Here is a 17,484-nt window from a genome sequence, read left to right on the forward strand (position 1 = left end):
CCAAAAATCAAAGCATAAAGGTCTGTTCGTGTGGTTCGTGGTCCTCTTAACGATCCTTTAGCTTAATTCCGCAGGGCCGTAACCTTGGCGTCAAGATCCCGGAGGAAGGCGTCGGAAGGAACAGCCTTGGAACTCACCGCCTGGTTAAAGGCGTCATGGTAGAGGAGCTTTACCGCGTTCCAATCCTTGTACTGGGTAGAAGGCACCCCGCTGACTATGGTACTGCCCAGCATCTTGTTCCCCGCGGTCATTATCACATCCCCCGTTCCCAGGAGGGGGCCGACTTCGTTGATGGGGCTCAACACCCCGCCGTTGTTGACGCAGAAATCATAGTTGTTCTGGGGAGTGGTAACAAAGTCGATCCATTTTTGGGCCAGATCCAGGTGGGGCGCCCCCTTCTGAATCCCCCAGCACCACGCGCCGGAGGTGGAACCGGCCCCTTTGCTGCCCTTGGGCGCGGCGCCGATGACCCATTCATTGGGGGCCGCATTGTAGGCTATACCGATGGGGCTCATGTGGGCAAAGGTAAGCCACACGTCACCACTGCGCATGGGGTCCGTGGGGGCGGTATACTGGGCCTGCTCGGGATAAAAGGCGTTTCCCGCCGCCAGGGCGGCGATAAGCTCCAGGGCCTTCTTAAAGCCCGCGGAAGTAAACTCGGGAAAACCGCCCCCGTAGGCAAGGCTCATACCCGCCATGGGGTAGAGCAGCTGGGAACCCTGGTTATTGGCGGGCATCATGGTTTTTCCCACCCCCTCGCCCCGGGCGATATTGACCGCCCACTGGACATACTGCTCCCAGGTAATGCCGTCGATGACGTTCTGCCTGGTAAGGCCCGCAGGCAGATACTTAAGGGCGTCCACATTGGCGGCCAGGATATAGACATCAAAGGTATTGGGAACAAAGTAACGGACGCCGCCTTTATTGGTGGTTTCGTCGTACATTTTGGTGAGGGTAATCCCCCTATGGATGAAGGGGGAAATATCCTCCATCCAGCCGCCGTTCACATAGGGGGTCATGTTGGCGGTATCCACGTAGACTATGTCGCTGATCAAGTTTTTGGTGTCCTGTTCACTTTCGATCTTCCGAATCGTATCGGCCTGGGAAATAAATTCCACATTTACCTTGACCCCGTACTGGGCCTCGAACTTTTTGACGTACACATCGATGAAATACTCTTTTTCCGCAGGCTGGGGGGTTCCGCTATATACGAGATTCAACTCCCTTGAACCCCCGGCCCCGGTCTGGCTTTGGGAACCTCCCCGTGCAAAAGCCGAAACGGCGCATACAAACAGGGCCAGAACAAGACAAAGCATTGTTTTGGTGGTTTTCATTTTCTTCCTCCTGGTAATTTTAATATTTGAGGCTGTTTTAAAAACAACCAAATTGGTCAAACCCGTGTATATGAGCCGCTTTCAAACCCCGAGCAAGTTTTGAAAGAGACTCATTATGATAGTTTAACACAGGTGGCTGCAAAAAGCAAAAATTTATATTAAATTCCGGAGAAATTTACCCGCACCCCCAGGGTTATGGTCAGGCCGGGCATATAATAATCGTCAAAGGACTCGTAACTTTGGTTGAGGATATTACGGAGGACCGCGAAGACCGAACAATTCCTGCCGATCCCCTGGGTGAGGTTGGCGTTTAACAGAAAATACGGTTTTAAGCCGGTGAGGTTGACCGTATCCGCATAGCGCCGGCCTTCGTAATGGCCCGAAAGCTGGAGGGAGCCGCCATAGCCCCGGAAGCCCCGTGCCCAGGGCAGGGCCAGGGAAAGTCCCACCGTATGCCGGGGCATATAGGGGATCCGTTTGTCCGAGGCAAAGGAATAGCCGTAACTCAAAAGGTAACTCAGCAGGTAGTGGTAGGAAAAGGAAAGGCCGATTTTTTCAAAGGGAGGGCGGGAAAGGGGGAAGTCAAGGTCCAACTTTGCGTCCAGGCCGAAAAAAACCGCCTCCCCCACGTTGGTGGGCTTCCAGGTACCGCCGGAGGGATACCAATGGATGGAATCGACGGTCCATTGGGTAAAGAAAAATCCCTCCAGGCGTATCCGGTCATTGGCCTGATATGCGGCGCCCAGGTCCGCGCCCCAGCCGTCTTCGCTTTTTAGGTCCGGGTTGCCGTAGAGCCCGCCCCCATTCCAGTAGAGGTCCTCAAAATCGGGTATTTTGAAGCTGCGGAAATAGTTGTTTTTGAGGGTAAGGGCATCCGTGGGGGTCCAGACAAAACCGAGCTTGGGAACGGGCACTATCGGCGCGGTTCCGCTCCCCGGGAAAACCGCCTTGATCGACGGGATGAGGAGAACCCGCCGCATGGGCTGAAATTCCGCGGTCAGGTAGAGGCCGCCGTCGTGCCGGTCACGGCGGCCCATGTCCGTGGAATCCAAAAAGGCATAGCGGTAGTCCCCTCCCAGGGTGAGGGTGAGCCAATCCAGGGGATACCAGGTCCAGCGGTTGATCGCCGTGAGGACCTGCTGATCGTGCCGGGAAGCGGCGGCATACTCCCGCACCGACCAGGCATAGGACAGGGAAGCCTCGCTGGAAAGCTCGTCCCGAAAGGCCCGGGGCATATCCAGCAGCAGGTTCTGCCGGGTGGAGAAATCCCGCTGGGATTCCCCCCTATCGGAAGTTCCCGAAAGGGGGATGGTTTTGTCGCCGTAGGAGAGGTCCCCGCCGAGGATGAGTTTTGCCTCATCCGGCAGATCCCGGATATAGGAGAGGGAGCCGCCGGTATCCCATACCTCATTACTTTCCCGGCGGAGGGTTCTGCCGTAATAGTCCTTGAAAAGAAAATGATTCCCCGCACGGTTGGCGAAAAGCCCCCCGGACCAGGAGGATTTTTCGGCGCCGTAGCCCAGGGAAACGGTGAAGTTTTGGGTGTCAACCAGGTCCTGCCATTGGGGGTCCTGATCGCCGGAGCGGGGTTTGTAGTATTTCCCCGGCAGGGCGGCGGTATTCGCAAAACTGCCCCCAATCCGCAGGCCCGGGGCCTCTTTTTTAACGGTGATGATATTGATGACCCCCCCCAGGCTGCCGGATACGTTGTATTTGGAATCGGATCCCCCATAGATAACCTCGATCCGGTCCACGGAGGAGAGGTCCAGGAGGAAAATGTCGAAGTCGCCGGTCATGGGGGAATTTACGGGGACCCCGTTGATAAGAAAGGCGATCCGCTGCGAATCAAAGCCCCGCATGTTGATGTCCGTCTGGTTCCCGTAGGGGCCGTACCGGGTAAGGCCCAGGTCGAGGGTCTCCTGCAAAAGAACCGCCAGGTCCGGGGCATGGGCGTTTTCAATTTCTTCCCGGGTGATTACCGTTAACTGCTGGGTAGTTTCCGGGCTTGCGGTGATGGTGATGCCCTCCAGGTCTTCCAAAAGGAGGACCTCCTCATCGAAAAAATCATCCCCTTCCTCCGCCTCCTGCGGGAAAAGGGACGCCAGGACGAGACAAAAAAGTATAAAAGCCGGGAACAATTTCCCGGCCCTGGGGAAAAACATCGGAGCCCGTTTACTGTCTGGTCTGCGGGGTGGCTGCGGTTAACTCACCGCCATAAAGGGCTATGTTTTCCAGCTTAAATTTCTCCCGGGCAAGGGCTAACGTGGTTACCTCCACCGGGACTGTGTAATCGGCAACGGTATAGGCGCTTCCCAATTTTACCGAATTGGCCGTTAAGTCTTTGTAATAGACCCCCTGGAATTTACCCGGCGGGTTATAGGCAGTCGGCGGGGTGGTGTATTCAACTATAATGACCCCCGAAGTGGGGGAAAATTCGATACGATCCCGAATGTTTCCGATAAAACCATAACCATAATCACTAATATACGTTAGGGTGGTACTGGTAATTTCATAACCATCAGAACCGGAACTCCAGGTCCCGGTCAGGGTCCCGCCTCCGCCACTATCACCGCCGCTCCAATCGCAGCTTGAAAACAGAACCGAGCCCATAACCAGGCATAACAGGAAAAAGAGGGGCAGCGCCTTTCTTAGCAAAAGACTCCTGCGAAAAAGAAGGTGGGGGGAAAACATACATTACTCCTTTCCGAAGAAAAGAGGTCCTGGGGAAAATACCGGATGGGAAATCGGCAGTTCTCTCAAGGCCCTATCCTCGAAGCCTGAAAAATGATGACGGACCGTAACGGCCCGGCGTATATCAAAGTTTCCTGGCTTGCGGGTAGGGGCACACCATAGGGTATGCCCCGGCCTTTTCCGCCGGCCTTCCCGGGCAAACGGACCCTTAGGGCCCGGTTTGCCCAGTGGCGGTAACAGGACACCGAAAATCCGCTGATTTTCAGCGCCTGTCATGACGGAATCGGTTCGTTTCGGAGCCGCTTACCAAGTTCCGAAACAAATTCCCGGTCACAGTTACGGGATAGCGGAGGATTACCCGGCCCCAAGGGACCGGCCTCACTTCCTTTGAAATATACAGGGGTATTATACCATGGGTTTGAACATTTGTCAAAAAAAATATGTCGTTGTGTCGTTAATAACTCATGTTACGCAGGAAGCATAGGATTAACCACGAACGACACGAACATCACGAACTTTTGCTTCAATATTCCAGAATTTATACCTGAATTCTCTTCCTTGTTCGTGGGAAAGCAGGAAAGAGGTACAGCTAAAAACGCAAATTTATCTTCCTTTTCTATTCTGTTCGTGTGGTTCGTGAGGTTCGTGGTTAAAATCTCTCCCTACTGCAACCAGGGACTTATTCGGATAGATTCCGGCCCGTGGCTATGGTTTTTGCCGCCTCCAGGGAGGCCGCTATTCCTTGACAGGCGGTCTGCACATCGGTGACGCTTTCGTTTACATCCCGGGATAAATGTTTTAAGTTTTCCACGATGCCGTGAATGGAACCGCTCTCCTGTTTTATCATTTGGGAACCGGTCCTAACCTGGTTGGCCGTATCCCGCAGGGTGGTCAGGGCCGTTAATATCCGGCCGCCATTAGACGCCTGGGCTTCCACCGCTTCCATTACCCGGTTAAACGAACGCTCCATATCCGTTATTTCCCGGAACATCTCCTCCATGGTATCCACGGTCTCCACCGATACCTGCTGGATCCGGTCGATCCCTTCCCGCATTTCCTTTATCTCCTGGCTGATCGTCCCCGATTCCTTGTTTGATGATTCCGCCAGACTCCGTACCTCCCCGGCCACCACGGCAAAACCCTTTCCCGCCTCCCCCGCATGGGCCGCCTCAATGGCCGCGTTCATCGCGAGGATGCTGGTCTGGGCCGCTATGTTTACCAGGGCCGCATTGGCCTCCTCCAGAAACGCCGATTGTTCCGCTATCCGCCCCAAATCTTCCCGGAGGTTTTTCAACATCTTCTGTCCGGTTTCCGAGGCCCGGCTCAGTTTGGCCGTGGTATCGTGGACCCCTTCGACCACCTTCCGCACCGCTTCAATATCCTTGACCATATGTTCTATAGAATCCGAGGATTCATCGATGTTTTTCCCCTGGGTCTCCACCGCCTCGTCCAAAGAACGGATATGATGGATGATCCCCTCCACGGATTCCGCGGTTTGGTCCACCGATTTTATCTGCCCATCCGCCTTGTTTTGTACCGACTCCATGTTCCGGGTTATCACTTCCAGGCCGTCGGAGGATTCGCGAATGGAGATATGGAGCTTGTCGCTGATGTTTTTTTGGTTTAAGTGTTCGTTGTTGATATAGGTCAAGGTTTTCTTGAGCTCGTCCCGGATAGTATTGAGGGCCCGCTGCATATTACCGATTTCGTCCCACCGGTTAACAGGAATTACCACATCAAAATTCATATCCGCCAGGGCACTTCCCACATTGACCATTTCCTTGATCGGCCGGAGCAGGGAACGGGACACGAAAAAAGCCACCAGGCCGGAAACCAGGATCGCCAAACCCAGGGCTGTCCCCAGGGCGATATAGGCCTTTTGCTCCAGACCGGCAATAAAGGAGATGTCATAGTCCAGACCAAGAACAGCGGTTACCCTGCCCCCGGAAGAAAGGGGACAAAAAAGGGAGACAAAGGAGCCCCATTCGTCGGTATAGGGAGCGCTGAACTGGCGTTTCCCGGTGGCATAAGCCAGGTCCAGTTCCTCGGGAACATCCTCCGCCATATAGATCTTAAAAGCCTCGTTGGCATCGGTTATGTCATCCAGATCATCGGTGTCAAAAACAAACTGGTAGCCGGTACCGTCATTTATCAGGAGATAGATATAGGCCAGGCCAAAGGAATCGGCAAAGACCTGCATATCCCGGGGTATCTGCCAATAGGTATCGGAATTCACCTTTCCTTCGGTTATGAGATAGTCCGGATCGGCGATAACCGGGTACCGGTGTTCTATCACGTCCGCCAGACCGGTCAGGGTTCTGACATAGGAGTCCTGAATATACCGGTGATATTCGACATACATGACAATCCCAACCCCCAGAGCAATGAGAATACCCAAAGCGACAAAATTAAGAAAAAATCTGGTCCGCAGGCTTTTCATGCCCTATGCCCCCCTATTGCCATAACTACCGGGGTTGGGCGGCCATCACCACTACAAACCCCGGGATCATATCGTAATCAGTTGGGGGAAAAAAAACAAGGGCGGGCGGGGAAAAACCACAAAAGTGCCGGATAGGGGCTTATCCTCTAACTTGGGATCGGTATTTCACGGGGGAAACCCCTATAATTTTCTTGAAAAGCCGGGAAAAATAATAGGGGTCCTCAATGCCGTAGGCAATGGCGATATCCTTAACCGGCAAATCGGAAAAGTACAGGTCCTGGGAAGCAGCCTGTATTTTGATACGCAGGAAATATTCTATGGGGGCATAACCGGTTGCGCTCTTGAACAGATTATGCAAGTGGGAAGGGCTGAATCCCGACACCCGGGTCAAATCGTCCAGGGTGATCACCTCATGAAGGTGTTTCCTCATAAAAACAATGGTATCCTTGAGGCCGAGACTGCCGGCGGTGGTGAGCTGGATTTCCGATTCCTTGCCGGCGCATAGGGTCATGCCGAGGATCGTCCCCACCTGCTGGCACATATAAAAATATTCTTCATTCTTCCAGTGGGTTTTTAATAGGGTAAAACATTGGCGGAACAGTTCTCTGAGTTTCTCTCCAAAAACATCGGATACCATGATGGGGACGTATTGAGAGACAATCGTATACCAGGGCCGGAAAAGAACGCCCCTGAAGTGGACCCAAAATATACTCCAGGGATTTGTTTCGGAGGCGCCGTATGTATGGGGTGTGTCTGGGGGAATGACCGTAAGCTGTCCCGCCGAAATGGTTTTTGTTTCTCCCCCATTAATCGAAAAAAACCCGGACCCGGCGCTGCAATATATTAAAATGGCGGTCTTGCACCCCTGAGGCCGCTGCCGGAAATGATAGGCCGCATGGGGAAAGTAGCCGATGTCGGTGACTACCAGGGACTGGAATAATTCATCACTCTCAAGCTGTGCAAGAAATTTATCGGGCAGGACAAAGAGATACTCGTTCTGAAAACCATCGGCTTTCTGCGGATTTTCGATTTTTCCCATAACTACACTATACACCGGTTGTTTTATCTTCGCAATCAGAAAATGGAAGATAATCCATTATAATGGATAAAATAATGCATGGCGATATGAAAGAGGCGGTGATAGAATAAAACTCTATATAGGGGGTATCCCCTGATTATTTCCATAGGAGGAAAAAATGAAAAGGCTTTTTTTGATGTTATTGATTAGCTTGTTACTCATTGGTACGGTCAGCGCGGCGGGACAAAAAAGCGGAGGCAGTTCAGGGAAAATGGTGGTAGCCTTTTCCCAGATGGAAATGAACAACGCATGGCGGGTGGCGGAAACGGCCTCGATCCGCGCCGAGGCCCAGAAGCGCGGAATTGAACTGATCTATACCGACGCCCAGGGAGACACCGCCAAACAGGTTTCGGATGTGGAAGATATTATCGCGCGAAAACCGAATGTAATACTTCTTGCTCCCAGAGAGTACGAAGGACTTGCTCCTGCCCTTGCGGCGGCAAAAAAGGCGGGTATTCCCCTTATCCTGATCGACCGTGACGCAAAAGGCGAACCGGGCGTTGATTACGCTTCCCTTATCAGCGCGAATTTTGTATGGGAAGGCCAGCAGTGCGCCCAGGTCTTGGTTAAACGGTTCGGAACAAGCCAGCCGGTCAATGTTGTACAGATAACCGGTACCCCAGGCTCCTCCGTTGCCATTGATCGCCAGAAAGGCTTTGAAGATGAGCTTGCCAAATACCCCAACTTCAAAATTATAGCCACCCAAAACGGCGAGTTCACCCGTTCAATCGCCCAGAATGTAATGACAAACATTATCCAGTCCCAGGGCGGGAAAATCAACGCGGTCTACGGTCATGATGATGAGTGCGCCATTGGGGCTCTCCAGGCGCTTAAGGCCGCCGGATATAAACCCGGGCCGGATATTGCCGTAGTCGGGGTGGGGGGCTTCAAAGACGCCGCCCTTCTGATTCAGCAGAATGAAATGGAGGCCACCATACTGTGCAGCCCCTTCTTTGGACCCACGGCCTTTGACGCCTGCGAAAAATTAATACGGGGTGAAAAGCTGCCGACCTATATTCAGAATCCCGGGAGGGTCATTGATAAATCGAACGTTGACGCCTATATGCCCGACTCATTTTAAGGTTCTGTATATCTTTGAATAATAATCTTGCGGAAGGGGGAACGTATTTCCCTCTTTCGTAAATTTAAGGCTAACCAATGAGCGATGATTATATTATTTCGATGCAAAATATAAGTAAGCACTTTCCCGGTGTAACGGCCCTTGATCATGTTAACTTTTGTATTAAGAAGGGCGAAGTCCATGTGCTTATGGGGGAAAACGGCGCCGGTAAATCTACGCTGATAAAAATTTTGACCGGCATCTATAAACAGGACGGCGGAAGCATCTTTTTTGACGGCCGCGAATTTAAGCCGAACAATGCCCTGGAAGCCCAGCGCGCGGGGATAAGCACCATTTATCAGGAGATAAGCCTTATCCCACAGCTTACGGTGGCGGAAAACGTTTTTATCGGGAGAGAAATAAAAACAAAGGGGGTGATTGACTGGAAAACGACCAGGGACAAGAGCCGGGAGTTACTTAAGGGACTCGGCCTTGATATTGATGTTAGCCGCGCCCTCGGCAGTTACGGGACGGCGATCCAGCAGATGACCGCCATCGCCAGGGCTATCTCAATTGACGCAAAGTTAATTGTTATGGATGAACCTACCTCTTCATTGGATGAGGATGAGGTTAACGTATTATTCGGCGTAATACGAAAACTAAAAGCCCAGGGCATTTCTATTCTTTTTATTTCACACCGGCTCAACGAAGTCTTTGAAATATCGGATAAAATAACTATATTAAGAGACGGGCAGCTTATCGGCGAATATGATACAAACGCCCTGACCCATGAAGAGTTAATTTCAAAAATGGTTGGCCGGGATGCCACATCAATACTTGAAAAGCACAAGGACCGTAAAGACAGAACATTCGATGAATTTATCCGTGCCGAAAGGATTACCTGCGGGTTTAAGCTGCGGGGACTAAACATACGCATTGGGAAAGGCGAAGTAGTCGGATTAGCGGGCCTGCTTGGTTCAGGCAGGACGGAATTCGCGCGGATATTATTTGGCGTTGACAGATACGATATGGGCAGTATTACTATTGACGGGAAGCCCGTCAAATTTCGTGTCCCTCGGGATGGCATAAAATGGGGCTTTGCCTTCTGTTCCGAAGACAGAAAAATGGAAGGAATTATTCCCCATTTATCGGTTAAAGATAATATATTGATCGCCAATCTGAATAAAACAAGCCGCTTTGGTATTCTTTCAAAATCCAGACAAAATGCCATAGTTGACGAATATATACAAACCCTCAAGATAAAAACACCGAGCCGGGAACAAAACATCATGAACCTTTCGGGTGGAAACCAGCAAAAGACGATTCTTGCCCGATGGTTATGCCTTAAACCACGGCTTGTTATTATGGATGAGCCGACCCGGGGTATCGATATCGGGGCAAAACGGGAAATTGAAACCTTGATACGACGCATGGCGGACGATGGCATCAGCATATTGTTTATATCCTCCGAATTTGAGGAACTGATCAGAAACTGTGACCGGGTAGAAGTGATCCGCGAAGGCGTCAATATGAAAACCCTTACCGGTGTTGATATCACGGAGCAGAATATTATCCATTCAATCGCGGGAGCCGGAACCGCAGGGATAGAGGGCGATCATGATTAACATCAGGGCAAACGAGGTTTTAACAAAATACGGCGTAGGTATAGTACTTCTGGGCATGGTGACCTTAAACGTCGCTATAACGCCAAATTTTGTACATATTAATACGCTTTGGAATATCCTCCTACAGTCATTTCCAGTGATGATGATAGCTATCGGGATGACCTTTGTTATTGCCACCGGGGGCATTGATATTTCCGTAGGTTCAACCATGGCCCTGTCCTCCATTGTCCTGGCGAAATTTTTAATCCAGAATAATGTTTCCTTTGGTTTTTCTCTGGTCCTTGCCCTCGGCGCCGCCCTTCTGTTCGGCCTGTTTAACGGCGTACTGGTAGGGGTATTTAAATTTCAACCCATTGTGGCGACCCTCATTTTAATGATTTCGGGCAGAGGGATTGCCCAGTTGTTTAACGATGGGGTTGTCATTTCTTTCTACAATGACACCTATGCGACCATAGGCTTGTACAGGATTGGCGGGATAATTCCGGTTCAGGTTGCCATTGTTGGTATTGTCGCGGTTCTTGCCCTTTTTATCCTAAAGAGGACCACCTTCGGCTGTTATATTCAGGCGGCGGGGGATAACATACGGGCATGTTATCTAGCGGGAATACATACCGTTTGGGTAATAATTTCCGTATATATCATAAGCGCCCTGCTTGCGGGTATGGCGGCCTCCTTTGAAACCATGCGTATGCTGTCCGCCGATCCAAATAATATCGGTAAAGCCATTGAACTGGACTGTATCGCGGCGGTAGCGGTAGGCGGTACCTCGATGTCAGGCGGCAGGGCGAAGATCATCGGGACAATAATCGGCACCCTCATCATGCAGTTGATAACAACCATGGTTAATATGAACAATGTGCCCTATGCGTTTTCACTGATAATTAAATCGGCAATTATTGTCTTTGCCCTTTATCTGCGGAAAGACGCCTTGTAAGGATAAACAGCACCATGAATAAACATATACGTTCTACAATAAAAAGACTCATCACCGAGAACGGAACCTTTATAGCGTTAGGCGTCATGATATTGGCGGCATCGCTTATTTACCGGGAATTTTTTACCTACAGTAATTTAAGTAACGTATTACGACAGACAAGTATGGTAGGCTTGGTTTCCATTGGCATGACACTGGTGATACTAACGGCGGGAATTGATTTATCCGTAGGCGCAACCGTGGCTCTTTCGGCAATAATCGCCGCAAAATTATCTGTTTATGGATTGGTTCCGGCCATGCTGGCGTCTTTGCTGGCGGGAATTGTTATAGGCGGGGTGAACGGTTTTATCGTAAATAACTTTAAAATCGTACCCTTTATCGCAACGCTGGCGGTACAAATGGCGATCCGGGGTATAGCATACCTCTTGACCGATATGAGGTCCATAGCGGTAGACCGATCGGCTGAAACGTTTATTGCTTTGGGGCGCGGTTATTTTATCGGCGTTCCTATCCCGGTTATTATTTTTTTAGTATCCGCTCTCCTGATGATCTTTGTTACCCGTAAAACAAGTTTCGGCCGCAGTGTTTATGCGATTGGTGGCAATGAAGACGCCGCGCGAATGATGGGTTTACGGGTCAAGCAAAACAAAATGCTGGCTTATGTAATAACGGGATTTTTCTCCGCCCTGGCCGGTGTTATTCTATGTGCCCGTCTCGGCGCCGGGCAGCCTGTCAGCGGGGACGGGTGGGAGATGGATGCCATAGCATCGGTAGTCATCGGCGGTACCCTGCTTTCGGGCGGTGTGGGAGGCGTGGGTCCTACTATTTGCGGGGTTTTGATTATTGGCTTTACAAAAAATATCATTAATCTGCAGGGAGATATTAATTCTTACTGGCAAAAAATCGTAACCGGTCTAATTCTCTTGTTAGTTATCATAGCCCAAAACAGATCGGGCAAAAAGGAGGCCTTATAATGACTATCCTCAATCTCAAGGCGGTGGAAATGACCGAACAAATCATGGAAAGCCTGGAAAAAAAAGGACTGATTATGCGTCTCTGTCCGGGTCATGACGAGCTGGATACCCCCTATGGGGAAACTTTGTGGAAATTGATATATGAACCAAAAGAGGGATACGGTCCGCACCGGCTTATAACCGTTACCGTAAACCGCGAAGAATTTGCGGGGTTTGGGACCCACCCCGACAATGAAGAATTTTGGCTCCTCGGCGACAGCAATACCCAGCCGATGTATCTGATAATTTCGTTTCTTACCGGGGAAACACTGGCAAAAAAAATAAGCGATGGTACTCTGCAAGAAAGTGATTTTATCACATTACATATAAAGTATAATGATCCGTCGGTAAGCTTTTTTGTTATGCGCGCCGGTGTGCCCCATGGAGAGGCAATCGTAGACCGGGGCAGGCGGCCGCCGTCATTTTATGTTACCGAAAGCCTTAATCTACCGCTTAATCTTATCCCGTTTGGTAATTATCAAATTAAGATATGCGACGGGGAGAACTGAATCTATAACATAAACAGCTGCAAGGGGAAACAAAATGGCAGAATTGAGCATCTATGAAAAAAAAGTATCTATCCCAACCTACGGCGTTGGGGAACAAAATAAAAATCCCATGTTTTTGGAGAAACGGGTCTACCAGGGAAGTTCCGGGAAAGTCTATCCATATCCTATTATAGACAGCATTTGCGATAAGAAAGAAGAAAAAGAATACACCATAGTATTTATTGAAAATGAATATTTGCAGATACAGATAATGCCCGAAATCGGCGGCAGGATCTACCGGGCCCTGGATAAAACGAACAACTACGACTTTGTCTATTATAACCGTGTCATAAAACCGGCGCTGGTCGGACTTGCCGGTCCCTGGATCTCCGGAGGAATTGAATTTAACTGGCCCCAGCATCACCGTCCGAATACCTTTGGTCCGGTGGAGTATACCATTGACGATTCCCATGATGATTATAAAACCTTCTGGTTCAGTGAACGGGACAGGATTTACGGAACCAAGGCGTCCACCGCCATAACCTTAAGGAAAGGGGCGGCTTTTATTGAAATTCACACCGAGTTATACAACCCTACCGATGAACCCCAGTCTTTTCTCTGGTGGGCTAATCCGGCGGTACCGGTACATGACGAAACCCAGTCAATATTCCCGCCCGACGTACATGCGGTGATGGATCACGGGAAGCGCGATGTATCCCGGTTCCCCCTGGCGACCGGGGTGTATTATAAAATGGATTACTCCCGGGGAGTTGATATCTCCCGCTATAAAAACATTAAGGTCCCCACTTCGTATATGGCCTATTCTTCAAAATATGATTTTGTGGGGGGCTATGATTACCGGGCCCAAGCAGGGGTTCTCCATGTGGCGGATCACCATATTTCGCCCGGCAAGAAACAGTGGACCTGGGGCTGCGGCGATTTCGGCAAGGCCTGGGATCGGAACCTTACCGACGAGGACGGCCCCTATGTCGAACTTATGACCGGGGTGTACACCGACAATCAGCCCGATTTCACCTGGCTTGCGCCCTATGAACACAAAAACTTTACCCAGTATTTTTTGCCCTATAAAAAAGCCGGTATGGTAAAAAACGCCAGCAAGGATCTGGTTTTGGGCATGGAACGGAGGGAAGATGAAGTTACTATCACCGTTTATGCCTCGAAATATATAGCCGATGCGGTCATCCGTCTTTACGCAGGCGAAAATATTTTCTTTGAGGATAGGGCGGTTCTTTCGCCGAATGATGTCTATGAAAAAATCATTCCCCCTCCTTCCGGTCCGGAACATATCACCCTGCGGATAGAAGCCGCCGGGATCGCCCCCCTGGTGTATCAGGAGGAGCCTGATACCCTTAAGCCGCTGCCCGATCCCGCCAGGGCGCTGAAAAACCCGAAGGACATTGCCGATAACGAGAGCCTCTATCTGGCAGGGCTGCATCTGGAGCAATACCGCCACGCAACCTACGAGCCCGACGCCTATTATCTTGAGGGACTTGCCCGTAACCCTCGGGATATCCGTATTAATAACGCCTATGGCAACCTGCTTTTCCGCCGGGGTGATTTTGCCGGCGCCCTCGCCTGTTTTGAGGCCGCAAAAACATCGATAACCCGGCATAATCCCAACCCGGAGAAAGGCGATGTCTTTTATAATCTGGGGAAAGCCAAAGAGGCAATGGGTGAAGAAGACGCCGCCTTTGACGCGTATTATAAAGCGGTCTGGTCCGATGATTATAAGGGAAAGGCCTATTTAAAACTGGCGCAAATCTCCTGCCGCAGGAAGCACTACCCTGCCGCGCTGGAATTTGCCTTGGAGTCCCTCTATGAGGGCTGGCGGAATTTCAAGACGCGGAATGTTCTTGTTATTGTCAACCGTATATGCGGGAACAATGATCGTGCCCGGGAGATCGCGTTGGAAACGCTCCGTTTTGATCCGCTTGATTTTGTTGCCAACCATGAGATGGTAAAAATAGATACGGCGGCCAAAAATGCAACGGATAAATTGTGGCATATTCTCCGGGATGATCCCCGTAACTATATTTTTCTTGCCGCATCTTACGCGGAACTTGGATTTTATGACGAAAGCGTAACCATACTAAAACGATACATAAATTCTGTCGATCATCCTTACGCCCTTTGTTTTTATTATCTTGCCTTCTGGCTTGAACAAAATAATGCTCCTGATGCACAGGCCGCCTGGAAAAAAGCGGCCCAGGCAGACAGCGGCTATTGTTTTCCCAATACGGTTGAAGACTGGCAGGTCTTGAGCAGGGCCGTAGAGGCAAATCCCGCCGATTCCTTTGCGTGGTACTATGCCGGCTGTTTTCTTTATGATAAAAAAAGGCATCACGAAGCCGCCGTTATGTGGGAGAAATCATGTTCCCTCAAAACGGATTTTACCACGGTCCATCGAAACCTTGCCCTTTATTACGCCAATAAAAAACATGATTATGTCCGCGCGAAGACGGAACTTGAAACGGCCTTTAACCTTGATAAAACCGATACCAGAGTTTTTTATGAACTCTGTGAACTGCATAAAAGGATGGGGATACCCCCGGAAGAACAGCGCCTATTGTATGAACAGTATATTGATTTGATAACAAAGCGGGATGATCTCTCCATTTCCTATATCGAAATCCTCAACGGCCTTGGGCAGTATCAAAGGGCCCTCGAATTACTATTCTCCCGCAAATTCCATCCCTGGGAAGGGGGAGAGGGGAAGGTTCCTGCCCAGCATATAGCGGCCCGCATTGGAATCGCCAAAGCGTTCATAAAAGAGGGAAAATACGAAGAAGCGGTATCCGAGCTGGAAAAGGCAGCGATATATTATGATAATTTTGGCGAAGGGAAACTGCCGAACGCGCGGGAGAATAATATTTACTATTATATGGGCCTGGCGCTGCGGCATATCGACAGCAGCCGTTCCCGTGAGTGCTTTACCAAAGCCGCGGAAGGAGACCTGGAACCTTCAGGCGCCCTGTACTACAATGATCAGCCGCCGCACCTGATCTACTATCAAGGGCTTGCCCTGCATGCCCTTGGGGACGAAGACGGGGCGCGTTCCCGTTTTAACAAGCTGGTCGCCTACGGCGAGACCCATCTCTTTAAGAAACAAGCTATGGATTACTTTGCGGTGAGCCTTCCGGATTTTCTTGTCTTTGATGTCGATCTTGATGAAAAGAACAAGGTCCACTGTTATTATATGATGGCCCTGGGTTATATGGGATTAGGGAACCGGGAAAAAGCCCGGGCCGCGTTTCAAAACGCGCTTAAACTTTGCCCCACCCATTATGGAGTCTTGAGTCACCTGAAAGATCTATAGGGATTACCATGTCCAGGTATGTACCACCTCATTACTAAGCCCGTTTTTTCCCGAATTCTCCTTTTTATTATATAAAATTATGGAATTGGCAAAAATGGAATTTCTAACGCGCTGCCGGGTTGCAGGAGCTTTTAATATCGGGGAAGATGAACTAAATCAACAACCCCACCGCAAGCGGTCAAGGTATGTTGTTCTCATAAGGTATTTGACTCAGGGTACATACCCTTGGTTCCGCCCCAAGGCTCCCCCATGTGAGCGGGTTCTTGGGTATGAACCCTTCGCAACGAATCATTTTCCCTCGTTAGCCATCTCTGCCAAGGCCTTGAGCGCCTCCGGGTAGGTTTTCCATGCGGCCGCGCCATATTCATCGTTCACATAAATTATGGCCTCCTCTTTACTTCCCAGGGCATAATGATCGGGAATGGCCGCCGGTATTCTTTTCTTTTTGAGCAGGTAGGGGATAACATATCCATTTGCCTCTACGGCGGCGTCATACTGTTTCCGTATGAGCTTTGTATCCTTCTTTTCCAGAATTTTTAACAGAAGAGCAGAAAACCGCATACAAGCGGTTCCCTCTGTATAGGTTTTAAGCAGTTTCCGGACGCCTTTAAGATCATCAGCAATAAAAAGCCATGAAACCAGGGCATAACGGACTCCCTGATTATCCGATGGATTCAGCGTCAGCATATAATTAAACGTTTCTATCGCTTCTTTTGATCGGCCCTTCTCCCAAAGAATTTGCCCATAACCCTGGAGGGCGCGCATAAAGGGCCGGGTTTCCATTACCCCCCAGAAATAGCCGATAGTTTCATCAAAATATTTTTGGTCATACCGTTTTTTAAAACACTCAATGGCCTGGGTGAAATATCCAAGCCGTTTATCCCCATCTTTCTCGTCGTATCCAAGGACGTTATAGGCATCGGTACAACCGGGATCGATTTTCAGCGCCTTTTTTACCAATGCATGCCGCTCAACCGGGTCTTCCGTGTCCCAGGCATACCAGATAATATCCTGGGCTTTGTCTATGCTGTCGGAAAGTTCGTTTTCAAAATTGATTATCTTGGCCATTTCTTTATCCCTCCCAATCTAAAAGCATTAAGCTGTTTTTTATCCCCTTTTCCGGCCTATGACGCTCCACCAAAAATCCGCCCGGTTCCGTGGTAAGGCGGGTTATCTTTTGCCCGAGGGCGCACCCACCCACTCCGGCGTAACGGCCACGGAAAAGAATATAATCCTTTATAATATATCATAAAGAAAAAATACATACAACACAAATATGCGGCTGTTTCATATCCCGCCAACTATATGGTAGTGAAAAATTCGCCCTGAAGCTCCCCCGCCGAAAGGCGGGTTCTTAGATATTACACCCGCACGTTCCAATAAAATTCGTTAGTTTTAACGGCAAATGCAGCGGTGAGACGCTGGTGCGTATCTGTTTTTAAAACAAATATAAAAGTTTTAACGATTCACTTGACAGTTTTAAT

The 17,484-nt window shown here is 50.0% G+C and carries 12 protein-coding genes; 6 read left to right on the forward strand and 6 right to left on the reverse strand.

The genetic code is table 11. The features are described from left to right. Positions 1-62: 62 nt before the first annotated feature. The 5 genes from LQZ21_RS04100 to LQZ21_RS04120 all read right to left on the reverse strand — a co-directional run bounded on the left by LQZ21_RS04100 (position 63) and on the right by LQZ21_RS04120 (position 7,504). Positions 63-1,334: an ABC transporter substrate-binding protein gene (locus LQZ21_RS04100; protein WP_411042900.1), complete on the reverse strand. Its 1,272-nt coding sequence runs from the start codon at positions 1,332-1,334 to the stop codon at positions 63-65. 158 nt (positions 1,335-1,492) lie between these two features. Next, a complete protein-coding gene (locus LQZ21_RS04105) occupies positions 1,493-3,496 on the reverse strand; it encodes a TonB-dependent receptor plug domain-containing protein (RefSeq protein WP_411042901.1) in 2,004 nt (667 codons plus the stop codon). A gap of 10 nt (positions 3,497-3,506) precedes the next feature. Continuing rightward, complete coding sequence (locus LQZ21_RS04110; RefSeq protein WP_411042902.1) at positions 3,507-4,025, reverse strand: hypothetical protein; 519 nt, start codon at positions 4,023-4,025, stop codon at positions 3,507-3,509. A gap of 679 nt (positions 4,026-4,704) precedes the next feature. Next, positions 4,705-6,465, reverse strand: a complete 1,761-nt coding sequence (locus LQZ21_RS04115; RefSeq protein WP_411042903.1) for a methyl-accepting chemotaxis protein — start codon at positions 6,463-6,465, stop codon at positions 4,705-4,707. Positions 6,466-6,604: 139 nt separating this feature from the next. Next, positions 6,605-7,504: an AraC family transcriptional regulator gene (locus LQZ21_RS04120; RefSeq protein WP_411042904.1), complete on the reverse strand. Its 900-nt coding sequence runs from the start codon at positions 7,502-7,504 to the stop codon at positions 6,605-6,607. A 157-nt stretch (positions 7,505-7,661) separates the two neighbouring features. On the opposite strand from LQZ21_RS04120, the gene LQZ21_RS04125 reads away from it, so the two are divergent. The 6 genes from LQZ21_RS04125 (at position 7,662) to LQZ21_RS04150 (ending at position 16,000) form a co-directional block, all read left to right on the forward strand. Beyond that, complete coding sequence (locus tag LQZ21_RS04125) at positions 7,662-8,624, forward strand: ABC transporter substrate-binding protein (protein WP_411042905.1); 963 nt, start codon at positions 7,662-7,664, stop codon at positions 8,622-8,624. Positions 8,625-8,725: 101 nt separating this feature from the next. After that, positions 8,726-10,228 carry a sugar ABC transporter ATP-binding protein gene (locus LQZ21_RS04130; protein ID WP_411042906.1) on the forward strand — a complete coding sequence of 501 codons (1,503 nt, stop codon included), beginning with the start codon at positions 8,726-8,728 and terminating at the stop codon, positions 10,226-10,228. A 55-nt stretch (positions 10,229-10,283) separates the two neighbouring features. Next, positions 10,284-11,162, forward strand: coding sequence for an ABC transporter permease (locus LQZ21_RS04135; protein ID WP_411042951.1), 879 nt, complete (start codon positions 10,284-10,286; stop codon positions 11,160-11,162). A gap of 14 nt (positions 11,163-11,176) precedes the next feature. Next, positions 11,177-12,136: an ABC transporter permease gene (locus LQZ21_RS04140; protein WP_411042907.1), complete on the forward strand. Its 960-nt coding sequence runs from the start codon at positions 11,177-11,179 to the stop codon at positions 12,134-12,136. Then, positions 12,136-12,684 carry a hypothetical protein gene (locus LQZ21_RS04145; protein WP_411042908.1) on the forward strand — a complete coding sequence of 183 codons (549 nt, stop codon included), beginning with the start codon at positions 12,136-12,138 and terminating at the stop codon, positions 12,682-12,684. The genes LQZ21_RS04140 and LQZ21_RS04145 overlap by 1 nt, the downstream gene beginning before the upstream one ends. 34 nt (positions 12,685-12,718) lie before the next feature. Then, positions 12,719-16,000, forward strand: coding sequence for a DUF5107 domain-containing protein (locus LQZ21_RS04150; RefSeq protein ID WP_411042909.1), 3,282 nt, complete (start codon positions 12,719-12,721; stop codon positions 15,998-16,000). Positions 16,001-16,288: 288 nt separating this feature from the next. Here LQZ21_RS04150 and LQZ21_RS04155 read toward each other — a convergent pair whose 3' ends face one another. Then, positions 16,289-17,068 (reverse strand): hypothetical protein, encoded by a 780-nt coding sequence (locus LQZ21_RS04155; RefSeq protein ID WP_411042910.1) that lies wholly within the window; start codon positions 17,066-17,068, stop codon positions 16,289-16,291. Positions 17,069-17,484 lie beyond the last annotated feature (416 nt).

Source organism: Treponema sp. TIM-1, assembly GCF_046533115.1.
Classification (GTDB): Bacteria; Spirochaetota; Spirochaetia; order Treponematales; family Breznakiellaceae; genus JAIRMO01.